At 73.3% G+C, this 17,563-nt stretch carries 15 protein-coding genes and 2 pseudogenes; 5 read left to right on the top strand and 12 right to left on the bottom strand.

Annotated features, from left to right (window positions below; all coding sequences use genetic code 11):
* Nucleotides 1-45 precede the first annotated feature (45 nt).
* The 5 genes and pseudogenes from IE244_RS22565 to IE244_RS42135 form a co-directional block, all read right to left on the bottom strand.
* Complete coding sequence (locus tag IE244_RS22565; protein WP_191875375.1) at nucleotides 46-753, bottom strand: GntR family transcriptional regulator; 708 nt, start codon at nucleotides 751-753, stop codon at nucleotides 46-48.
* Complete coding sequence (locus IE244_RS22560) at nucleotides 750-1,301, bottom strand: cysteine hydrolase family protein (RefSeq protein ID WP_191875374.1); 552 nt, start codon at nucleotides 1,299-1,301, stop codon at nucleotides 750-752. The genes IE244_RS22565 and IE244_RS22560 overlap by 4 nt, the downstream gene beginning before the upstream one ends.
* On the bottom strand, nucleotides 1,298-2,812 hold the full coding sequence (locus IE244_RS22555; RefSeq protein WP_191875373.1) for a purine-cytosine permease family protein: 1,515 nt from the start codon (nucleotides 2,810-2,812) through the stop codon (nucleotides 1,298-1,300). Before IE244_RS22555 ends, IE244_RS22560 begins: the two co-directional genes overlap by 4 nt.
* 108 nt (nucleotides 2,813-2,920) lie before the next feature.
* Nucleotides 2,921-3,244, bottom strand: a complete 324-nt coding sequence (locus tag IE244_RS22550; protein WP_191875372.1) for a DUF2795 domain-containing protein — start codon at nucleotides 3,242-3,244, stop codon at nucleotides 2,921-2,923.
* Between the two features lie 279 nt (nucleotides 3,245-3,523).
* Nucleotides 3,524-3,787, bottom strand: a pseudogene (locus IE244_RS42135) (MFS transporter); the annotation flags it as partial.
* Between IE244_RS42135 and IE244_RS42130 the strand changes: the two are divergent.
* Together IE244_RS42130 and IE244_RS22540 are read left to right on the top strand one after the other, a co-directional pair.
* A pseudogene (locus IE244_RS42130) lies at nucleotides 3,786-3,905 on the top strand (AraC family transcriptional regulator); the annotation flags it as partial. The pseudogenes IE244_RS42135 and IE244_RS42130 overlap by 2 nt on opposite strands.
* Nucleotides 3,906-4,017: 112 nt before the next feature.
* Complete coding sequence (locus IE244_RS22540; protein WP_191875371.1) at nucleotides 4,018-5,100, top strand: NAD(+)/NADH kinase; 1,083 nt, start codon at nucleotides 4,018-4,020, stop codon at nucleotides 5,098-5,100.
* A 59-nt stretch (nucleotides 5,101-5,159) separates the two neighbouring features.
* On the opposite strand, the gene IE244_RS22535 is transcribed toward IE244_RS22540, so the two are convergent.
* Both IE244_RS22535 and msrA read right to left on the bottom strand, forming a co-directional pair.
* The gene (locus IE244_RS22535) at nucleotides 5,160-6,158 is read right to left on the bottom strand and encodes a hypothetical protein (protein ID WP_229854280.1); all 999 of its coding nucleotides are present in this window, start codon (nucleotides 6,156-6,158) and stop codon (nucleotides 5,160-5,162) included.
* A gap of 225 nt (nucleotides 6,159-6,383) precedes the next feature.
* Nucleotides 6,384-6,905 carry a peptide-methionine (S)-S-oxide reductase MsrA gene (gene msrA / locus IE244_RS22530; RefSeq protein WP_191875370.1) on the bottom strand — a complete coding sequence of 174 codons (522 nt, stop codon included), beginning with the start codon at nucleotides 6,903-6,905 and terminating at the stop codon, nucleotides 6,384-6,386.
* 230 nt (nucleotides 6,906-7,135) lie between these two features.
* Between msrA and IE244_RS22525 the strand changes: the two genes are divergently transcribed.
* Nucleotides 7,136-8,854 carry a carbohydrate binding domain-containing protein gene (locus IE244_RS22525; protein WP_191875369.1) on the top strand — a complete coding sequence of 573 codons (1,719 nt, stop codon included), beginning with the start codon at nucleotides 7,136-7,138 and terminating at the stop codon, nucleotides 8,852-8,854.
* On the opposite strand, the gene IE244_RS22520 is transcribed toward IE244_RS22525, so the two are convergent.
* Nucleotides 8,851-9,642: a TetR/AcrR family transcriptional regulator gene (locus tag IE244_RS22520; protein WP_191875368.1), complete on the bottom strand. Its 792-nt coding sequence runs from the start codon at nucleotides 9,640-9,642 to the stop codon at nucleotides 8,851-8,853. The two genes, IE244_RS22525 and IE244_RS22520, sit on opposite strands and share 4 nt — an antisense overlap.
* A gap of 204 nt (nucleotides 9,643-9,846) precedes the next feature.
* Between IE244_RS22520 and IE244_RS22515 the strand changes: the two genes are divergently transcribed.
* A complete protein-coding gene (locus IE244_RS22515; RefSeq protein WP_191875367.1) occupies nucleotides 9,847-11,559 on the top strand; it encodes an MFS transporter in 1,713 nt (570 codons plus the stop codon).
* A 121-nt stretch (nucleotides 11,560-11,680) separates the two neighbouring features.
* On the opposite strand, the gene IE244_RS22510 is transcribed toward IE244_RS22515, so the two are convergent.
* The 4 genes from IE244_RS22510 to IE244_RS22495 are packed head-to-tail and all read right to left on the bottom strand — an operon-like array spanning nucleotide 11,681 to nucleotide 16,409.
* The gene (locus tag IE244_RS22510) at nucleotides 11,681-12,724 is read right to left on the bottom strand and encodes a 2-hydroxyacid dehydrogenase (protein WP_191875366.1); all 1,044 of its coding nucleotides are present in this window, start codon (nucleotides 12,722-12,724) and stop codon (nucleotides 11,681-11,683) included.
* A 25-nt stretch (nucleotides 12,725-12,749) separates the two neighbouring features.
* Nucleotides 12,750-13,355 carry a histidine phosphatase family protein gene (locus tag IE244_RS22505; RefSeq protein ID WP_191875365.1) on the bottom strand — a complete coding sequence of 202 codons (606 nt, stop codon included), beginning with the start codon at nucleotides 13,353-13,355 and terminating at the stop codon, nucleotides 12,750-12,752.
* Nucleotides 13,352-14,866, bottom strand: coding sequence for an FGGY-family carbohydrate kinase (locus tag IE244_RS22500; protein WP_191875364.1), 1,515 nt, complete (start codon nucleotides 14,864-14,866; stop codon nucleotides 13,352-13,354). The genes IE244_RS22505 and IE244_RS22500 overlap by 4 nt, the downstream gene beginning before the upstream one ends.
* Nucleotides 14,859-16,409 (bottom strand): FGGY-family carbohydrate kinase, encoded by a 1,551-nt coding sequence (locus tag IE244_RS22495; RefSeq protein ID WP_191875363.1) that lies wholly within the window; start codon nucleotides 16,407-16,409, stop codon nucleotides 14,859-14,861. The genes IE244_RS22500 and IE244_RS22495 overlap by 8 nt, the downstream gene beginning before the upstream one ends.
* Nucleotides 16,410-16,712: 303 nt before the next feature.
* Between IE244_RS22495 and IE244_RS22490 the strand changes: the two genes are divergently transcribed.
* Nucleotides 16,713-17,534 (top strand): DeoR/GlpR family DNA-binding transcription regulator, encoded by an 822-nt coding sequence (locus IE244_RS22490; protein WP_191875362.1) that lies wholly within the window; start codon nucleotides 16,713-16,715, stop codon nucleotides 17,532-17,534.
* Nucleotides 17,535-17,563: the final 29 nt, after the last annotated feature.

Below are 17,563 nucleotides of genomic sequence, written 5' to 3'. Positions count from 1 at the left end.
GGCCCGGCGGTGATCCGGGGGAACCACAGCCGGCAGCGGTGCGGGTCAGCCGTAGGTGAGGGTCAGCTGGAAGTGGCGGGGGTCGAGGAGACTGACGGCGTGCTCGACGAAGGAGCCGTCGGCCGCCCGGCTCGTCCGCCGTGACTGCAGGAACCAGTCCCCCGGCGTGCGCCGCAGCAGCTCCGCCTCCCGGGCGTCGAGGGGCCGCCCGCAGATCCGCTGCTCCCCGTGGTCGGGCCGCAGTCCCGCCCGCAGCAGCAGTTCCGTGAGCGACTCCTGGCCGAGGCCGCGGGCGGGCAGTTCGCGGATCAGCGGCACCGGCGGCAGGAAGCTGCGCTCGTACGACACCACGGTGCCGCCCGCGACCAGCTCCCGGGTGCGCTCCACACGCACGAAGGCGTCCTTCTCCAGACCGAGTTCCGCGGCGAGGGCGGCATCGCGCGTCTCGTGTACGCCGAGGGTCCGCACGGTGGTGTCCGCGCCCCGCGGGCCCAGGGCCCGGGCCCAGCCGGACCCCTCGTCCAGCGGGCGGCCGTCGTAGCGGACGTAGGAGCCCTTGCCGGTGCGGGTGGTGATCAGGCCTTCCCTGGACAGTTCGGCGAGGGCCGCGCGGACGGTCGTACGGCTGACGCCGAACCGCTGGGCCAGGGTGTGCTCGCCGGGCAGCCGCTCTCCCGCCGGGCGGCTGCCGTCGCGGATCTCCCGGGCGAGGATCCGGCTGATCCGCTGGTGCTTGAGCGGGACGCCGGTCACGGTCCGGGCTCCGCGAGCAGATCGTCGACGGTGGTGACCCGGATCAGCGGCCGGTACAGCTCCATGATCTGCAGGGCCTTGAGGTGGGAGTCGTCGTCCACGCCGGCGCAGGCGTCCGCGACCACCAGGACCTCGGTGCCGGCGTCGGCGGCGGCCAGGGCGGTGGACAGCACACAGCAGTCGGTGCTGACACCGGCCAGGATCAGGCGCTCTCCCGGGCCGACGCGGGCGGCGAGCTGCGGGGTCCACTTGCCGAGGGTGGTGGCCGTCACGACGTGGCCGGCCAGGTCGGCGAACTCCTCGGACAGCTGCCAGAGTCCGGAGTCCGGGGGCTGGAGGGCGAAGGCCCACTGCGCGTAGTAGGCGCGCCAGGCGCCGGTGGGTTCGCCGGGCGCCTGGAAGCGGGTGAAGGTGACGCGGTCGGCGAAGGCCGGCAGCAGGCTGCGGACGCCCGCCACCGCGTCGGCGTACCGGGGAGTGGCCCAGGGGCTCGCCGGGTCGGCGAAGACGCGCTGCATGTCGATGACGGCGAGGTGTCCGGCGGTCATGGGTTGAGCACCCCCTCGTCGGTGACCCGGCTGGGCGCCTGTGCCTCCTGGGCCCGCACCCGGCCCCGGCCCAGCAGCAGGGTGCCGGCGAAGGCCAGGGCCAGCGCTGCCAGGACACCCAGGTTGGCGTACGCCCAGGCGCCGGTCCTGCCGCCGAGGCCGAACGGGCCGAGCAGGTACCCCTGCCAGGTGAGCCAGCTCGCGGCGGTGTTGGTGACCAGGCCCCAGCCGACGGCCGTGGCGGCGAGGGTGAGCAGCAGGGGCGGCAGGGGGATGTCGCCGTACCGGCCGTGCGGGCGGTAGAGGTCGCCGTCGTCGTAGTCGCGGCGGCGCAGGGCGATGTCGGCGAGCATGATGCCGCACCAGGCGGCGATCGGGACGCCGAGGGTGGTGAGGAAGCCCATGAACTGGCCGAGGAAGTCGTCGGCGAAGAAGACGATGTAGACCGAGCCGGCGATCATCAGGACGCCGTCGAAGAGCGCGGCCAGGTATCGGGGCACGCGCAGGCCGGCGGAGAGCAGCGCCAGGCCCGAGGAGTAGATGTCGAGGACGGCGCCGCCGACCAGGCCGAGTACGGCGACCACCGCGAACGGCACCAGGAACCAGGTGGGCAGGATCGTGGTCAGCGCGCCGATCGGATCGGCCGCGACGGCCTTGCTCAGGCTCGGGGAGGAACCGGCCAGCAGCAGGCCGAAGACCAGCAGGAGCAGCGGGGCCGCGGAGGCGCCGAAGGTGGTCCAGCCGATCACTCCGCGGCTGGAGGAACTCCGGGGCAGATAGCGGGAGTAGTCGGCGGCGGCGTTGACCCAGCCGAGGCCGAAGCCGGTCATCATGAACACCAGCGCGCCGACGAACTCCTGCGCGGAACCGGCCGGGACGGCGCTGACGGTGTGCCAGTCGACGTGGTCGACGACGAGGGCGACGTAGACGAGCGTGAGGACGCCCGTGACCACGGTGATGACCGTCTGCAGCCGCATGATCAGGTCGAAGCCCATGACGCCGCCGACGACGGTCAGCGCGGCCACCACCAGGAGGGCGACCACCTCGGTCTGCGTGCCGCCGCCCCAGCCGAGGCGGCTGAAGACGGTGGCGGTGGCCAGCGTGGCGAGCGCGGTGAGGACGGTCTCCCAGCCGACGGTGAGCATCCAGGAGATCACGGACGGCAGGCGGTTGCCGCGCACTCCGTAGGCCGCCCGGCTGAGGACCATGGTGGGCGCGGAGCCGCGTTTTCCGGCGACCGCGACGAACCCGCACAGCAGGAAGGAGACGACGATGCCGAGCACACCGGCGGTGAGGGCCTGCCAGAAGGAGATGCCGAAGCCGAGCGCGAAGGCGCCGTAGCTGAGTCCGAGCACGGAGACGTTGGCCCCGAACCAGGGCCAGAACAGCGTGCGCGGGCTGCCCTTGCGGTCCACGTCCCCGATCACGTCGAGCCCGTGTGTCTCCACCTGTATCGGGCGGGCGGGGGATCTTCCGCCGGTGCTTCTGATCGGGTCCTGCGGGTCCGTCATCGCCGAGCCACCTGTCCTACCTGTCCAGACGTGTCTGGTCCCGCACGCTAGGCGGGGGCGCAAGGGGCGTCAAGGGACGGCGGGCGGTGCCGGGTCGCCGGCGTCGGTTCAGCGGTCGAACTCCTCGTGGATCGGCGTCTTCGGCTCCTCCCACAGATGCTGGGCGACGCCGGGCTTGCCGCCCTCGCGGCCCCGCACCGCACGTGGAGCGGCGGTGTGGCCGAGATCCGGGTCCGGATCCACCCGGACCGACCTCGCCACGTCCTCGCGGCCCGCGTACCGTTCGGCGGGGATCCCGCGCAGGACCCTGACCACCTCGTCCGACGCGCCCGCCGCACGCGCGGCCGTGACCAGGCGCTCCCTGTCGGCCGGGTACGCCACGTCCTTCAGCGCGGCCAGCACCTCGGGGACGCTGGTGTGTGCCGTGCTCATGACTCCTCCCTCACTCGTCGCTCTGCTCGGCGTCCTGTCCGCGGTGTCCGGCCCCTCAGCCTGGGACGGAGTCGTGCGCGGCGGCTGCTCCGCCTGCGCGTCACCCGTCTCCCGCCCGCCCTCCGCCCGGAGGGCGTGGACTCGCTCATCGGACCTCCCGCGTGCGTGCCTGCTGCGAAGCCTTCGAGTACCCGTCGGCCCGGGACCCATGACCGCGGAGGATCCGTGCATCCGCGGACCCGGCCCGAGCGGCCGGCGCCGGACGGAGGCCGCGGCGGCTCACCAGGAGGTCTTGGGACGGGCCTCCCCTCCCTTGCCGGCCTCACTTCCGGCTCCGGTTTCGGCCGCCGGCGCTCCGGTCGGCGGACGGGGAGGGCCCGGCTCGGACAGGGTGCGCAGCAGCAGCCGGCTCAGCACCGGCATGAGGACGAGCGGGGCGAGGGCCGTACGCAGGGAGGTGGCGTCGGCGAGCCGGCCGATGAGCGGGCTCGCGAGACCGCCGACGCTGACGGCCAGACCGACGGTGCCGGCGGCCGTGCCGACCACGGTGGCGCACCGGTGCGGCTGGGCCTCGGCCAGCGCGTTCATCGACGTCTTCCGCCGGGCCTTCGGCCACACGCCGGGCTTGCGTCCGGACGACGGCGACGGCCCGGTCGGCTGACGCCGCGCGGAGGTCCAGGACCCCGGCGACGGGCGCCCGCGTGGCGCGTGCCGTGTGGCGGCGGTTCGCGGGCGAGGATGGCGAGGGGGCGCAGCCGGCTGGGAGGCGGTATATGACGGTGAACCGGGTCGGCCTGGTGGTGCACGGCGGCCGTGCCGAGGCCGTGGCCGCCGCACGGACGGTCCGCGCGTGGTGCGCGGAGCACGCCGTGGGGTGCGTCGCCATCGACGTGTGGCAGGAGGGGGCGCGGCACAGCGCCCGGGAGGAGGTCGACGCGGCGGACGATCCGGACCTCATCGTCACCCTCGGCGGCGACGGCACGTTCCTGCGCGGCGCCCGGCTGGCGGCCGAGAACGACGCCCTGGTCCTCGGCGTCGACCTCGGCAGGGTCGGCTTCCTGACCGAGGTCCCGGCCTCGGCGGTGCGCGCGGCGCTGGACGCGGTCCGGGCCGAGCGGATCACCGTCGAGAGCCGGATGCTCCTCACCCTGCGGGCCTCGTGCCGGCTGGAGGTGCCCGCGCAGATGGAGGCGCTGCTGCGGTACGGCCGCGGGCCGATGCTGCCGCCGCCCCGGGTGCGCAGGGAGTGCGTGACGGGTGACGACTGGGGCGTCGCGCTGAACGTCACGGCCCTGAACGACGTCGTCGTGGAGAAGCTCGCCCGGGACCGGCAGGTGTCGGTGGGTGTCTATCTGGCGGGGCGGCTCCTGGCCTCCTACTCCGCGGACGCGCTGCTGGTGGCCACGCCCACGGGCTCCACGGCGTACAGCTTCGCCGCCGGCGGCCCGGTGGTCTCGCCACGCGCGGAGGGTCTGGTGTTCACGCCCGTCGCCCCGCACATGGTGTTCAACCGCTCGGTCGTCGCCGCCCCCGACGAGCCCATCGCGCTGCGGATCCTCGAGCGGTCGGGCCAGGCCGCCGTGAGCATCGACGGCCAGCTGCGCGGTGTGCTGAGTCCCGGGGACTGGATCGGCGTGTACGCCGCGCCGCGCCGGCTGAAGGCGGTCCGGCTGGGTCCGGTGGACTTCTACGGCCGTCTGCGTGAGCGCATGAACCTCACCGACGCGCCGGCCGCGCTCGCCGACGGTCAGGCCGCTCCCCTGTGGCCGGTCACCACGCCTCCGCCGGGCGACCTCGCCCACCTGGCGCTGCCTCCGGCTCCGGAGGACCCGGCTCGGCCGTCCGGGAATGCGTAGGTGCGCGCGCCTCTCGGGTGCCGTGGGCGTCCGGGGGCGCCTGTGGTGCCGTGACCAGGTCACGGATGTCCGTCCCGGGCACGCGTGTCGCCGGCGGCCCCGGACGCCGTGGCGGATCCGTGGGTCCGGACGAGTGCCGGCAGCATCACCGCGCCCGCCGCGACGGCGACGGCGTGCAGTGCGGCCGCGAGGGCGGCGTGGTCCGGCAGGGCCGTGCCGGCGGGGTGCGCCAGCGCCGCGTGGAGGACGAACGGGAGTCTCCAGCCGCTCCACGCGCACAGCGACCCCGTCCCCAGCCAGCCGAGCGTCAAGGGGACCCAGCGGGGCAGCCGGGCGGGCCGGCCGCGGCCGACCGCCCAGGTGGCGGCCGAGGCGATGAACGCCCACAGCCCCCACACACCGCTCAACAGGCGCTCGCGGGAACCCTGTTGGCCTGGACACGGGACACCGGCCGTACCGCCGAGCGCCCAGTAGACCCAGACCGCCGCGACCAGCGCACCGGCGACCACCGCCCACCGCACGGGGCGTGCGAGGCCGCCGCTCGCGTCGCCCACCCGGCCGGCGAACACGCCGGGCCGGCGCCGCCGGAGGTGGGCGGGCAGCGCGACGGCCAGGCACAGTCCCATGCCCACGAAGCTGGTCTGGATCAGCGCGGCCTCCCAGCCCGGCATGACCGGCCCGCCGTCGCCGTGGTGCGAAGGCACGCCGGCCGAGGGCCCCAGCAGGGAGTCCAGGACGGCGTACGGCAGCAAGGGGACGAGGAAGCCCGTACCCACCCAGGCGACACCCGCGACCCACGGCACCGGCAGGCGCAAACCCCAGGGCCGTACCAGGGCGAGGGCCAGGGCGATCCCGAGGCCGGCCATGCCGATGGTCACGGCGTTGAGCGCGATCCACCCGGCCAGACCGAAGCCGTCACCGATCGGCAGCACCCCGGCGAGCGCGCCGGCCACCCATGAGATCTTGATCAGCGCGTACGGCGTCATCACCACCGCCGCTCCGTACGCCGCCAGCCGCCCCAGCCGGTCGAAGCGGTCGCACGAGTCCAGCCGGTCCACCGAGTTCCCCCCGCCGTCACCGGCAACGGGCCGTCCGCGTCCCGCTGCCTTCGGTGACCCACACTCGTCGCCGGCTGCGGCGGTCACATCGTGCGCCGGTGGGATCACCCTCCCCCGTCCGGCGGAGGAAGGGCCCTCCCGTGAGCCGGCCGGGGCGTGGGACGGGGCGAGCCGGCCCGGGCCGGATGCGTGCCGAGAAGCCCGGGAACGGTCCGCGAGTACCCGTCAGTCGGTCGTCGACGAGCCGCGCCGCGGCAGCTTCCAGTTCGGTCGCGGGAAGTGGCAGGTGTAGCCGTTGGGATAGCGCTCCAGGTAGTCCTGGTGCTCGGGTTCGGCCTCCCAGAAGTCGCCCACGGGCTCCACCTCGGTGACCACCTTCCCCGGCCACAGTCCGCTGGCCTCGACGTCCGCGATGGTGTCGACGGCGACGCGGTGCTGCTCCTCGTCGCCGTAGAAGACGGCGGACCGGTAGCTGCGTCCGATGTCGTTGCCCTGACGGTCCCTGGTGGTCGGGTCGTGGATCTGGAAGAAGAACTCCAGGACGTCGCGGTAGCTCGTGACCGTGGGATCGAAGAGGATCTCGATGGCCTCGGCGTGATCGCCGTGGTTGCGGTACGTGGCGTTCGGTGTGTCACCACCGCTGTAGCCGACGCGCGTGGACACCACGCCCGGCTGTTTCCGGATCAGATCCTGCATGCCCCAGAAACAACCGCCTGCGAGTACGGCCCGCTCGGTTTCCACGGTCATCGGTCACTCCTGACGTTCGAGCCCGGCACCGCTGTCGACATGCCGGTTCACACGGTCACCCAGCCTAATACCGCCCACGAACAGCCAACCGGTGAAGTCCACAGGACCTAGTTGGTCTAGTCCTCTTGACGGGGTCACACCCCGGCTGTTTGGTATGTACCAACGCTCGACCCTCTGCACGGCACCACCCCACCACTCCCCACGAGGGGCACCCCGAAGGGGGGAATGTCATGCACCTGGCAAGATTGGGATCCGCGGCTTCCACGTGCGCGCTCGCACTCGCGACCACCGGCGCGCTGGTCGCCGTCGCACCCGCCGGCAACGCGGCGGCGGGCGGCGTCTACTCCGTGGCGCCCTACGTCGACATGTCGAACGGTCAGGAAGGGCTGCTCGACACCGCCCTCACCGGACACCGCCTCAAGGCCTACACCGCCGCCTTCGTCCTCGGCGAAGGCTGCACCCAGATCTGGGGCGACACCCTCCCCGTCGGCAACGACTCCTACACCGACCCCGAGATCGCCAGGGCGAAGTCCGAGGGCGCCTCCGTCATCCTGTCCTCCGGCGGGGCGAGCGGCGAGCCGCTCGCCTGGACGTGCTCCACCCAGAGCAGCATCGACGCCGGATACCAGGCCCTCGTCGACGACTACGGCGTGAACCAGCTCGACTTCGACGTCGAAGGCGCCGCCGTCGCGGACACGGCGGCCGCGGCCCGCCAGATGCGGGCGATGAAGGACCTCAAGGCGTCCGACCCGGGCCTGCGGTTCTCCATGACCCTGCCCGTGCTGCCGAGCGGACTGACCGACGACGGCGTCAACATCCTCAAGGCCGCGAAGGACGCGGGCATCCAGATCGACGTGGTCAACATCATGGCCATGGACTACTACGCCGGCACCGGTACCGGGATGGGGCAGGCCGCGGTCTCCGCCGCCAAGGCCACGCTGGCCCAGATGCAGTCCGTGGACTCCGGCTACACCTACGCCAACCTCGGGATCACCCCGATGATCGGCAAGAACGACGACGGTTCCATCTTCACCCTGGCGGATGCCCGCACGGTGGAGAGCTTCGCCGAGCACAACGGGGTCGGGCGCCTGGCGTTCTGGTCGGTCAACCGGGACCAGCCGTGCGGCGGAAGCGCCAACTCGCTGCCCACGTGCAGCGAGATCGGCCAGAGCAGCCTCGCGTTCACGGACGCGTTCGTCCCCTACGAGGGCGGTTCCGGCGGCGGGGGCGGAGGCACTACCGGCGACTTCTCCCTGGCCCTGACCCCCGGCTCCGCGTCCGTCGCCCAGGGCGGTTCCGCGACCGCTGCCGTCTCCACGGCCGTCACCTCCGGCGGCGCCGAATCCGTCGGTCTCTCCGCCTCGGGCGCGCCCTTCGGCGTCGGCGTCTCCTTCAGCCCGAGCTCCGTCACATCCGGCGGGACCGCGACGCTGACGGCCACGGTCGGCCCGTCCGTGGCCCCCGGCACCTATCCGATCACCGTCACCGGCACCGCCGCGACCGGCAGCCACAGCGCGACCTACACCCTCACCGTCACCGCCGGCGGGAGCGGGGGCGGCGGGGACGGGGGCCCACTGACCAACGCCGGGTTCGAGACCGGCAGTCCGAGCCCCTGGACCTGCACGGGTGGCAGCACGGTGGTCGCCGGAACGGCCCACACCGGCGGCCACTCCCTCCTGGTCGCCCCGGGCTCCAGCAGCACCGGCGAATGCGACCAGACCGTCACCCTGTCCCCCCACCACAGCTACACGCTCACCGGCTGGGTCCAGGGCCCCTACGCCTACATGGGGGTCGGCGGCGGCGCCACCGCCGGCTCGTGGTCCAGCGGCACGGACTGGAACCAGCTGACCGTCACCTTCACCACCGGCGACAGCGGGACCGTGACCGTGTACGTCCACGGGTGGTACGGCCAGGACGACGTCCACGCCGACGACTTCGCTCTCGGCTAGGCATCAGCCACCCCGCCGCACGCCCCGGGGCCGGGCAGGTAGCTCGCCAGGCCGCGCAGGATGATCTCCACACCGGTGTCGAACCTCTCGTCGGACGAGTCCGACACGATCAGCCCGGCCAGGGCGCGCAGATGGGGGAATTCCGCCGCGGGCAGGGACGCGAAGTACTCCCGCATCTCGCCGGCCATCCCGGACCAGTCGGGGCGGGCCAGGGAGGAACCGTCGCCGCCGTGCCGAGCCGCCCGGTCCTGCCACATCCCCTCCTCCAGGACGAACCCGTCGATGTACGTGGAGATGAGGTCGCCGGCCTCCGCGGCGATACGGTCGGGCAGCCCGGCGGTGCGGAAGATGGCGAGCAACGCCTCGACGTGCGGCAGCAGTTCCGCGGTGAAGGGGACGTGGGCCATGGAGATCCTGGCCATGTCCCGGTGGGACAGCAGGCGCCGGCGTCCCGCGCGGGCGTAGTCCCGCACCTGCTCGCGCCACCGCTCCGGGTCGGGTTCGGGCAGTGCGAAGCCGTCGAAGAGCCGGGTGTACATCAGCTCCAGAAGGTCGTCCTTGGAGCTGACGTACGCGTAGAGGGCGGAGACGGTGACCCCGAGTTCGGCCGCGACCTGGCGCATCGACAGCCCGTCGAGCCCCTGGCGGTCCAGCACGGTGAAGGCGGCCTCGACGACCCGTTCCCGCGACAGCGGTGCGCGGGTGGGGGTCACGTGGGTACGCGCGCGGCGCTCGCGCTCCCAGGGGGATGGAGGGGGCGTAGGGGTCTCGGCGGCCTCGTCGGTCATGGGGGCCAGTCTATCGGGCGGGAGAACACTGTTCTCCCGCGGTGAGCGGCGTTCAGGTCAGACGCGATATATCTTGTCCCGGCGCAGGGCTTGCGCTATATCTTGATGAACGCCGTTCTCCAACTGAACGCCGTTCTGTTACGGTGAACAGTGTTCTCTCGCTTGTGCCGAGAAGCCCGTCCATCCCTGTCGTGAGGAGTTCCGATGTCCACCACCGGTGTCGCGTCCGCCGAGACGCCCACCGACACACCAGCGCCCTACCGGTGGCGCTGGGCTGCGCTCTTCGTCATTCTCGCGGCCGAGGTGATGGATCTCCTCGACGCCGTCGTCACGAACATCGCCGGACCCTCCATGCGGGCCGACCTCGGTGGCGGTGCCTCCACGCTGCAGTGGCTCGCCGCCGCGTACACGCTCTCGATGGCCGTCGGGCTCGTCACCGGCGGACGGCTCGGGGACATCCACGGGCGCCGCCGGATGTTCCTGGTCGGGGCCGCCGGGTTCACCGTGGGATCACTGCTGTGCGCGCTGTCGGTGTCCCCCGAGATGCTGATCGCCGCGCGCGTCGTCCAGGGGCTGTTCGGCGCGGTGATGCTGCCGCAGGGCCTCGGCATGATCAAGGAGATGTTCCCGCCGCAGGAGTCGCAGAAGGCCTTCGGCATGTTCGGCCCGGTCATGGGACTGTCCGCGGTGTGCGGACCGATCCTCGCGGGCTGGCTCGTGGACGCCGACTACTTCGGCACCGGCTGGCGGATGATCTTCCTGATCAACCTGCCGCTGGGCGTCGCGGCCTTCCTCGGTGCCCTGCGCTACCTTCCCCGGGGCCTGTCCGGCACCAGGCCGCGCCTGGACATCCCCGGCATGCTCCTGGTGTCCCTGGCCGCGCTGCTCATCATCTTCCCGCTGGTCCAGGGCCGTGAGTACGACTGGCCCGTGTGGACGTTCCTGATGATGGCCGCCTCGGTGGTCGTCTTCGTCGCCTTCGGCGCGTACGAGTCGCGCCGGAGCAAGGCCGGCCGGGACCCGCTCGTCGTCCCCAGCCTCTTCCGCAAGCGGGGATTCAGCGGCGGCATGACCCTTGGCCTGGTCTTCTTCTCGACCATGCAGGGCTTCATGCTGGTGTTCAACCTCTACACCCAGATCGGCCTCGGCTACTCGCCGCTCAAGGCGGGACTGGTGATGGTGCCCTGGTCGGGCGGCATGATCGTCGGCTTCGGTGTCGCCCAGGGCATCGCCCGGTTCGGACGGGCCGTCCTGCAGGCGGGAGCGCTGGTCATGGCGGTAGGCGTGTTCGGTGTGTGGCTGACCCTCGACATGGCCGGCTCCGGCGTCGGCCCCTGGCAGCTCGTGCCGTCGCTGCTCGTCACCGGCATCGGCATGGGCCTGCTCATGGCGCCGTTCTTCGACATCGTGCTCGCCAGCGTCGAGCAGCACGAGACGGGCTCGGCGTCCGGCACGATGACCGCGATGCAGCAGCTCGGCGGCGCGTTCGGCGTGGCCGTCCTCGGCACCGCGTTCTTCGGTCTGCTGGGCGGCGGGATCGCCAGCGCCGTCGACCACCACTCCGGGGGGCTGCGGGGGCAGCTGGCCGCCGCGCACGTCGCACCCGCCGCGCAGGAGCGCCTCGTGGCGGACCTGCGCAGGTGCGCCTCGGACCGCGCCGTCGCCAAGGATCCCGCCGCCACCCCGGCGTCCTGCACCCGTCTGGAGAAGGACACGCGCGCGGCGGTGACCTCGCCCCAGGCCGGCACCCGGATACCCGGCGCGCTGCGGGCGACCGCGTCGTCGGCCTTCCGGAGCGGTTTCGGCACCGTCATGAAGACGATGCTGTGGGTGGTCGACGGCTTGCTCGCCCTGACCTTCCTGCTCGCGTTCCTCCTGCCGCGCCACGCGCGCCCCGAGGGGGCCGGCGGGCACTGAACCGGGTGCGCCGGCATCGGACGGCGGGACGGCCGGGCAGCCCCTGCTGGGGCATGCCCGGCCGTCCCGGCTGCACCGGCGCCGTCCGCCGGGCGGTGCGTCCCCTGTGCGGAAAGCGGGCTCAGCCCTTCAACGCCTCGGGGTTGGCGCAGTGGGCCAGCGGTTCCTGCCGGAGGAAGCGGGCGGCCTCGGCGGCGACGATCCGGGCGGCCTTGTGGGCGACCTCGCGGCTCGCGCCGGCGATGTGCGGGGTGAGGACGACGTTCGGGGCCGACACCAGACGCGAGCCGGCCGGTACAGGTTCGACGGGGAACACGTCGAAGCCGGCGGCAGCCAGCTGTCCCGAGTCCAGCGCGTCGCGCACCGCGTCGTAGTCGACCAGGGCGCCCCGGGCGCAGTTGACGAGGACCGAACCCCGCGGCATGGCCGCGATCTGGGCCTGCCCGATCATGCCGCGGGTCTCGTCCGTCACCCGCGCGTGCAGGGAGACGATCCGGGAGCTGCTCAGCAACTCGTCCAGCGACACCAGCCGTGCCACGCCCCGCACCGCCTCCGGCCGCACATAGGGGTCGTGCACCAGGACCGTGGCCCCCATGGCGGTCAGGACCCGGGCGACGCGCGAGCCGATGGCGCCGAAGCCGACCAGACCCACGACCGAGCCGTCGATCTCGACGCCGCAGCGCGTGTAGTCGTAGTAGTCGCCGCGCCAGACGCCCTGCCTGAGGTCGGTGTGGACGTCACCGATCCCGCGCGCGGCGGCGAGGATGAGCGCGAGGGTGTGCTCCGCGGTGGCGACGGCGTTGCGGCCGGGGGCGTAGCAGACGGCGACGCCGTGACGGGTGGCGGCCTCCAGGTTGGCGTTGACGGGCCCGCCCCGGCTCACGCAGAACAGCTCCAGATCGGGGCAGGCGGCCAGCACCCGTTCGGTGAGGGGTGCCATCTGCGTGACGCAGATCCGTACGCCGCGCAGCGCCTCGATCATCTCCTCCTCGGTTCCGGATGCCTCGTCGACCTCGGCGATCTTCCCGAAGGGGGTGTGCGGCCAAGGAAGTTGGAGCTGCCGGACGTCCAGGTCGGTACGGGCGGGCACTGCGGCGCGCAGTTCCTGTTCGAGCAGCCCGGGCAGGACGAAGTGGTCGCCGGCGGCGAGGACGGTGGTGGGCACGGCGTTTCTCCCGGAGAGCGGTGGATCAGCGGACGGGTGCGTTGAGGCGGAGCAGGGACGCCTGGTCGTCGCGCAGCCGCAGTTCGGTCAGCGCGCCGTTGTGCAGGGCGGGGAAGACCTGGCGGTAGCGCGCGAGGGGAATGCCGAGGAACCGGCAGAGCACCAGGCGCAGCAGGGTGGAGTGGGCCACGACCAGGACGCGGCCGTCGGGGAGTTTGTGCGCGGTCTCGTGCAGACAGCCGACGGCGCGGTCGGCCGCCGCGGCGGGATGCTCGCCGCCGGGCAGGTGGTGGGCGACCGGGTCGGTCAGGAAGGCGGCGAGCGCCTCGGGGAAGGCCTCGGCCATCTCGGCGCGGGTGAGCCCGTCGCCGCGGCCGAAGTCCACCTCGTACAGGCGCTCGTCGATCCAGGGCGTGAGGCCGAGCGCCGCCGCCGCGGGCTCGGCGGTCTGCCGGGCCCGGGACAGTGGTGAGCAGAGCACGGCGTCCAGGTGCTGCCCCGCGGCCCAGGCCGCGAGGTCCGCGGCCTGCCGGCGGCCGAGTTCGGTGAGCGGCACGTCCGTGCGGCCCGCGTAGCGGTTGTCCGCGTGCCAGACGGTCTCGCCGTGGCGTACGAGGACGAAGTCGGTCACGGTGCGGCCTTTCCGCGCGCGTGGTCGGCCACGGCCGGTGCCAGCCAGCCGCGGCGGACCAGCGCGTCGACGAATCCGAGGTAGACGGGGAGCAGGCGCCCGGTGCGGGCGGCGTCGGGGTGGAGTTCCCCGCGCAGACGCACCATGGCGCCCGCGGCCTCGTCCAGCGTGGCACCCGAGGCGGTGGCGGCGAGCACCGCCATGCCGAGCGCGCTCTCCGCCTGCTCCGGAAGGCGGGCGGTACGGCCGAGCACGTCGGCGCGCAGCTGCGCCCAGTAGCGGTTGCGGGCTCCGCCGCCGGTGAAGGTGAGCGGGCCGTCGACCGGGGCGCCGAGGTGGTCGAGGTAGTCGAAGCAGAGCCGTTCGAGCAACGCGACGCCCAGCAGGCAGGCGTGGAACTCCTCCGCGGCGCCCGAGGGCGCGCCGAGGACGAAGGACTCGGCCTCGGGGGCACGGAACGGGAAGCGCTCGCCGCCCGATCCGACCAGCGGGTAGACGACGGCGGTGGAGCCGGTGGCGGCGGCCCGCGCGGTCAGCGCGTCCAGATCGGCGGGGCCGGCTCCGGGGAAACGGTGGGCGAGGACGCCGGCGCCGCTGCTGGAGGCGCCGCCGGGCAGCCAGCTGCCGCCGGGGCCGCGGTGGCAGTAGACCACGCCGCCCGGATCGCGGACGAGGTGGGGGCTGGCTCCCTTGAACACCAGGGTGGTGCCCAGCACCGAGTTCCAGGAGCCGGGCGTGAGCGCGCCGGCTGCGATCTGTGCCGCGCAGCCGTCGGTCATGCCGGCGGTGATGAGGGTGCCGGCGGGGATGCCGGTCTCGTCGGCGGCAGCGGCGCACACCGTGCCGAGGACCGTTCCGGGCCGGACGACGTCGGGCAGCAGCTCGCCCGGGACGCCGAGGGCGTCGAGTTCGGTCATGGGCCATCGCTCGGCCACCAGGTCGTAGCCCGTCTTCAGGGCGTGGCTGGCGTCGCTCGCGACCTGGTGTCCGGCGAGTCGCCAGGTGATCAGATCGGCCTGGTGCAGCAGCCGGGCGCCCGTCGGGAGCCGGCGGCCGCCCGGCCGGGCCGGGTCGTGCAGCAGCCAGAGCAGTTTGGGCAGCGCCCAGGACGGCTGCATGGCACGGTAGCCGAGTCCCTCCCACACCTGTGCGCCGTGCGTGTTGACGCCGTCGGTGTACGCGTCGGCCCGGCGGTCGTCGTACATCAGGCCCGGAGTCAGCGGGACCCCCGCCGCGTCGGCCAGGAGCACCGTCCCGGAGGTGGCGTCCACGGCCAGGCCCCGTACCCGGCGGGGGTCGATGCCGGTCAGGGCCTCGCGGCAGGCGGCGGCGAGGGCGGACCACCACTGCTCGGGGTCCTGCTCGTGGCGTACGCCCACGCGGCGGCCGGTCAGCGGGCGGGCGGCGGCGCCCAGCAGGCGGCCGGTGCCGTCCACGGCGACCGCGCGGGCGCTCTGGGTGCCGAGGTCGAGTCCGAGGTGGACGGCGTCGGGTGACAGGGCGTCAGACATGCGGGGTCTCCGGGGTGCGGGGCGGGGAGGCGGCCGGGACCGCGGCGGCGGCCCGGGCGGCCGGCGCGGGTGCCCAGCCGAGGGAGCGGGCGGCGTCGCGCCAGGTGAGGTAGGAGTCGTAGAACCCGTCGTAGAACGCGGCGCGTTCGGCGTCCGGTTCCCAGCTCGCGCGCATCCGGACGTACTTGGCGGCGGCGCTGTGCATGCTGCTCTCCGCCCCGGTCAGGACGAGGCCGGTCAGGAACGCGCCCTTGGCGCCCAGCTCCGTGTCGGCACCACGCGCCGTCGGCACGCCGGTGACGTCCGCGATGAGCCGGCACCAGGCGTCGCTGGCGGATCCGCCGCCGCACAGGCGCAGTTCATGGACGTCGGTCCCGGACGCGGCCAGGCAGTCGCGGACGACGAGGGACAGTCCCTCGAAGACGGCGCGGGCGACATGGGCGGGGGTGTGGTCGAGGGACAGGCCCCAGAAGACCCCGCGGGCGTGCGGGTCGAGGAACGGGGCGCGCTCACCCGCCGGCGACAGGTACGGCAGGAACGCCAGTCCGCCCGCGCCGGGTTCGGTGCCGAAGGCGAGCCGGCCGAGGTGAGCCGGGTCCTCGACGGCGAGGGTGCGGCAGGCCCAGTCGAGGACCTCGGTGCCGGACAGGGTGGGAAAGGCGCGCAGGACGCGTTCGCGACCGCGATAGGCGATGTTGATACCGCAGGGCTCTCCGCCGGTGTCCGGCTCGCGGGTGACGATCTCGGTGCACAGGGTGGTGCCGAGGATGGTGCACGCCTGACCGGGGTTGACGGCCCCGGCACCGCGGGCGGTGGCGGCGATGTCGTAGGGGGCCATGACGACGGGCAGCCCGGCGGGCAGGCCGAGTTCGGCGGCGGTGTGCCGGGTGATCTCGGCGATGCGCTCGTGCTCACCGAGGATCCGCGGCAGCAGCGGCTCGGCCCACCTCATCGCGAAGAGGTCGAGGATCACCGGGTCGTAGGCGCCGGTGGCGTGGTCGAGGAAGGGCGCCGACGCGTCGGACTCGTCGATGGCGGTGACCCCGGTGAGCTTCAGGAACAGCCAGCCCGCCGCCGTCAGCGCGGTACGGGAGCGCCGCAGTCGCTCCGGGTCGTGCGCGGCGAGCCAGCTGAGCACCGCGTTCGGCATGCCGCTGCAGGTGAGCGAGCCGTTGCGGCGGAACGCCTGCTCCAGCACACCGTCCGCCTGCCAGCGGGTGAGCAGGTCGCCGGCGCGTCCGTCGGACCACAGGATCGCCGGGCCGGTGGGGCGGCCGTCGCCGTCCACGAGCCAGCAGCCGTCGCCCTGGGCCGTGAAGCTCACCAGCCAGACCGGGTCCTGGGCGGGGCCGGGCTGCGCCAGGACGCTGCGCACGGTGAAGACGACCCCGTTCCACACCGCCTCCATGTCCTGCTCCGCCCAGCCGGGACGGGGCCGCAGCACCTCGGTGCCGATGCGGGAGACGGCCAGTTCCTGGCCCTGGTCGTCGAACACGACGGATTTGATGACGGAGGTGCCGACGTCGATCGTGAGAACCGACATGACTTCAATACCTGCCCCTTCTAGGCCACGCCCACGGAACGGACCTCGTGGATCCGACGGTCCGGCCACGCACGGTTCGGCTCGCGGAAATCAGGGAATCGCGGATCAGAAGCAGCCGTCAATCGGTCTTCCGGCTTATCCCGCGGCCGGAGCGGCACGTCGTGTGAAATTCCCGGCCGGGCCGGGTGCGCCACGTGGCGCATGCGCCGCTCGCCGCGGCACCGGCCAGGTCACGGCCCGCCTCCGCCGTGTTACGTTCATGTGGGATTCTCACGAGGCTCTTCTCAGGAAGGAGCGGCGGCCATGGCCGGTCCGGACGCCCGGACGGACGCCCAGGAGGGGCGCCGGAACCGGGTGCGTGAACGCGTCACGGGCAAGGGGTTCGTCCGGACCACCGACCTCGCGGCCGAGTTCGGCGTGAGTGTCATGACCATCCACCGTGACCTGGACGCCCTCCAGGCGCAGGGGTGGCTGCGCAAGGTGCGCGGCGGGGCGAGCTGTCTGCCCTCGGCGCAGTTCCACGGCAGCGCCAGCGAGCGCCTGTCGACGATGGTGCACACCAAGCAGCTGCTGGCGCGGGCCGCCGCGGAGGAACTCGCGCCCGGACAGGTCGTGATGATCGACGACTCCACGACCTGTCTGCATCTGGTCCGGCATCTGTCCGAGCACACCCCCATCACGGCGATCAGCAACTCGCTGCCCGTCATCTCGGCGCTGGCCCGCGAACCCGGTGTGGCGCTCGTCGCCCTGGGCGGCACCTACTTCCCGGCCTACGACGCCTTCATGGGCGCGCACACGGCACACAGCGTGGAGGCGTTCCGGGCGGACGTGCTGTTCATGTCCACGACGGCGGTGACCGGCGGCCGCTGCTATCACATGTCGCCCGAGACCGTGCAGGTCAAGCGGGCCATGATGGCCGCCGCCTCGCGCCGGGTGCTGATCATCGACCACACCAAGTTCGCCCATCAGGGCCTGTACGCGCTCGCTCCGCTCACCGACTTCGACCTGGTGATCGTGGACGACGCGGTCCCGGCGGGAGAGGTACGGCGGCTGCGCGACAGCGGAGTCCACGTCCGCGCCGTCGCCGGAACGCCCGCGGCGCCCCGCTCGCACGACGCCACGTGAACATCACACGGTTCTCACTTGGCGCACCC

Origin of the sequence: Streptomyces filipinensis, from assembly GCF_014649495.1 — a bacterium.
Classification (GTDB): Bacteria; Actinomycetota; Actinomycetes; order Streptomycetales; family Streptomycetaceae; genus Streptomyces; species Streptomyces filipinensis.
This window is presented reverse-complemented; position numbering and strand designations above follow the sequence as displayed.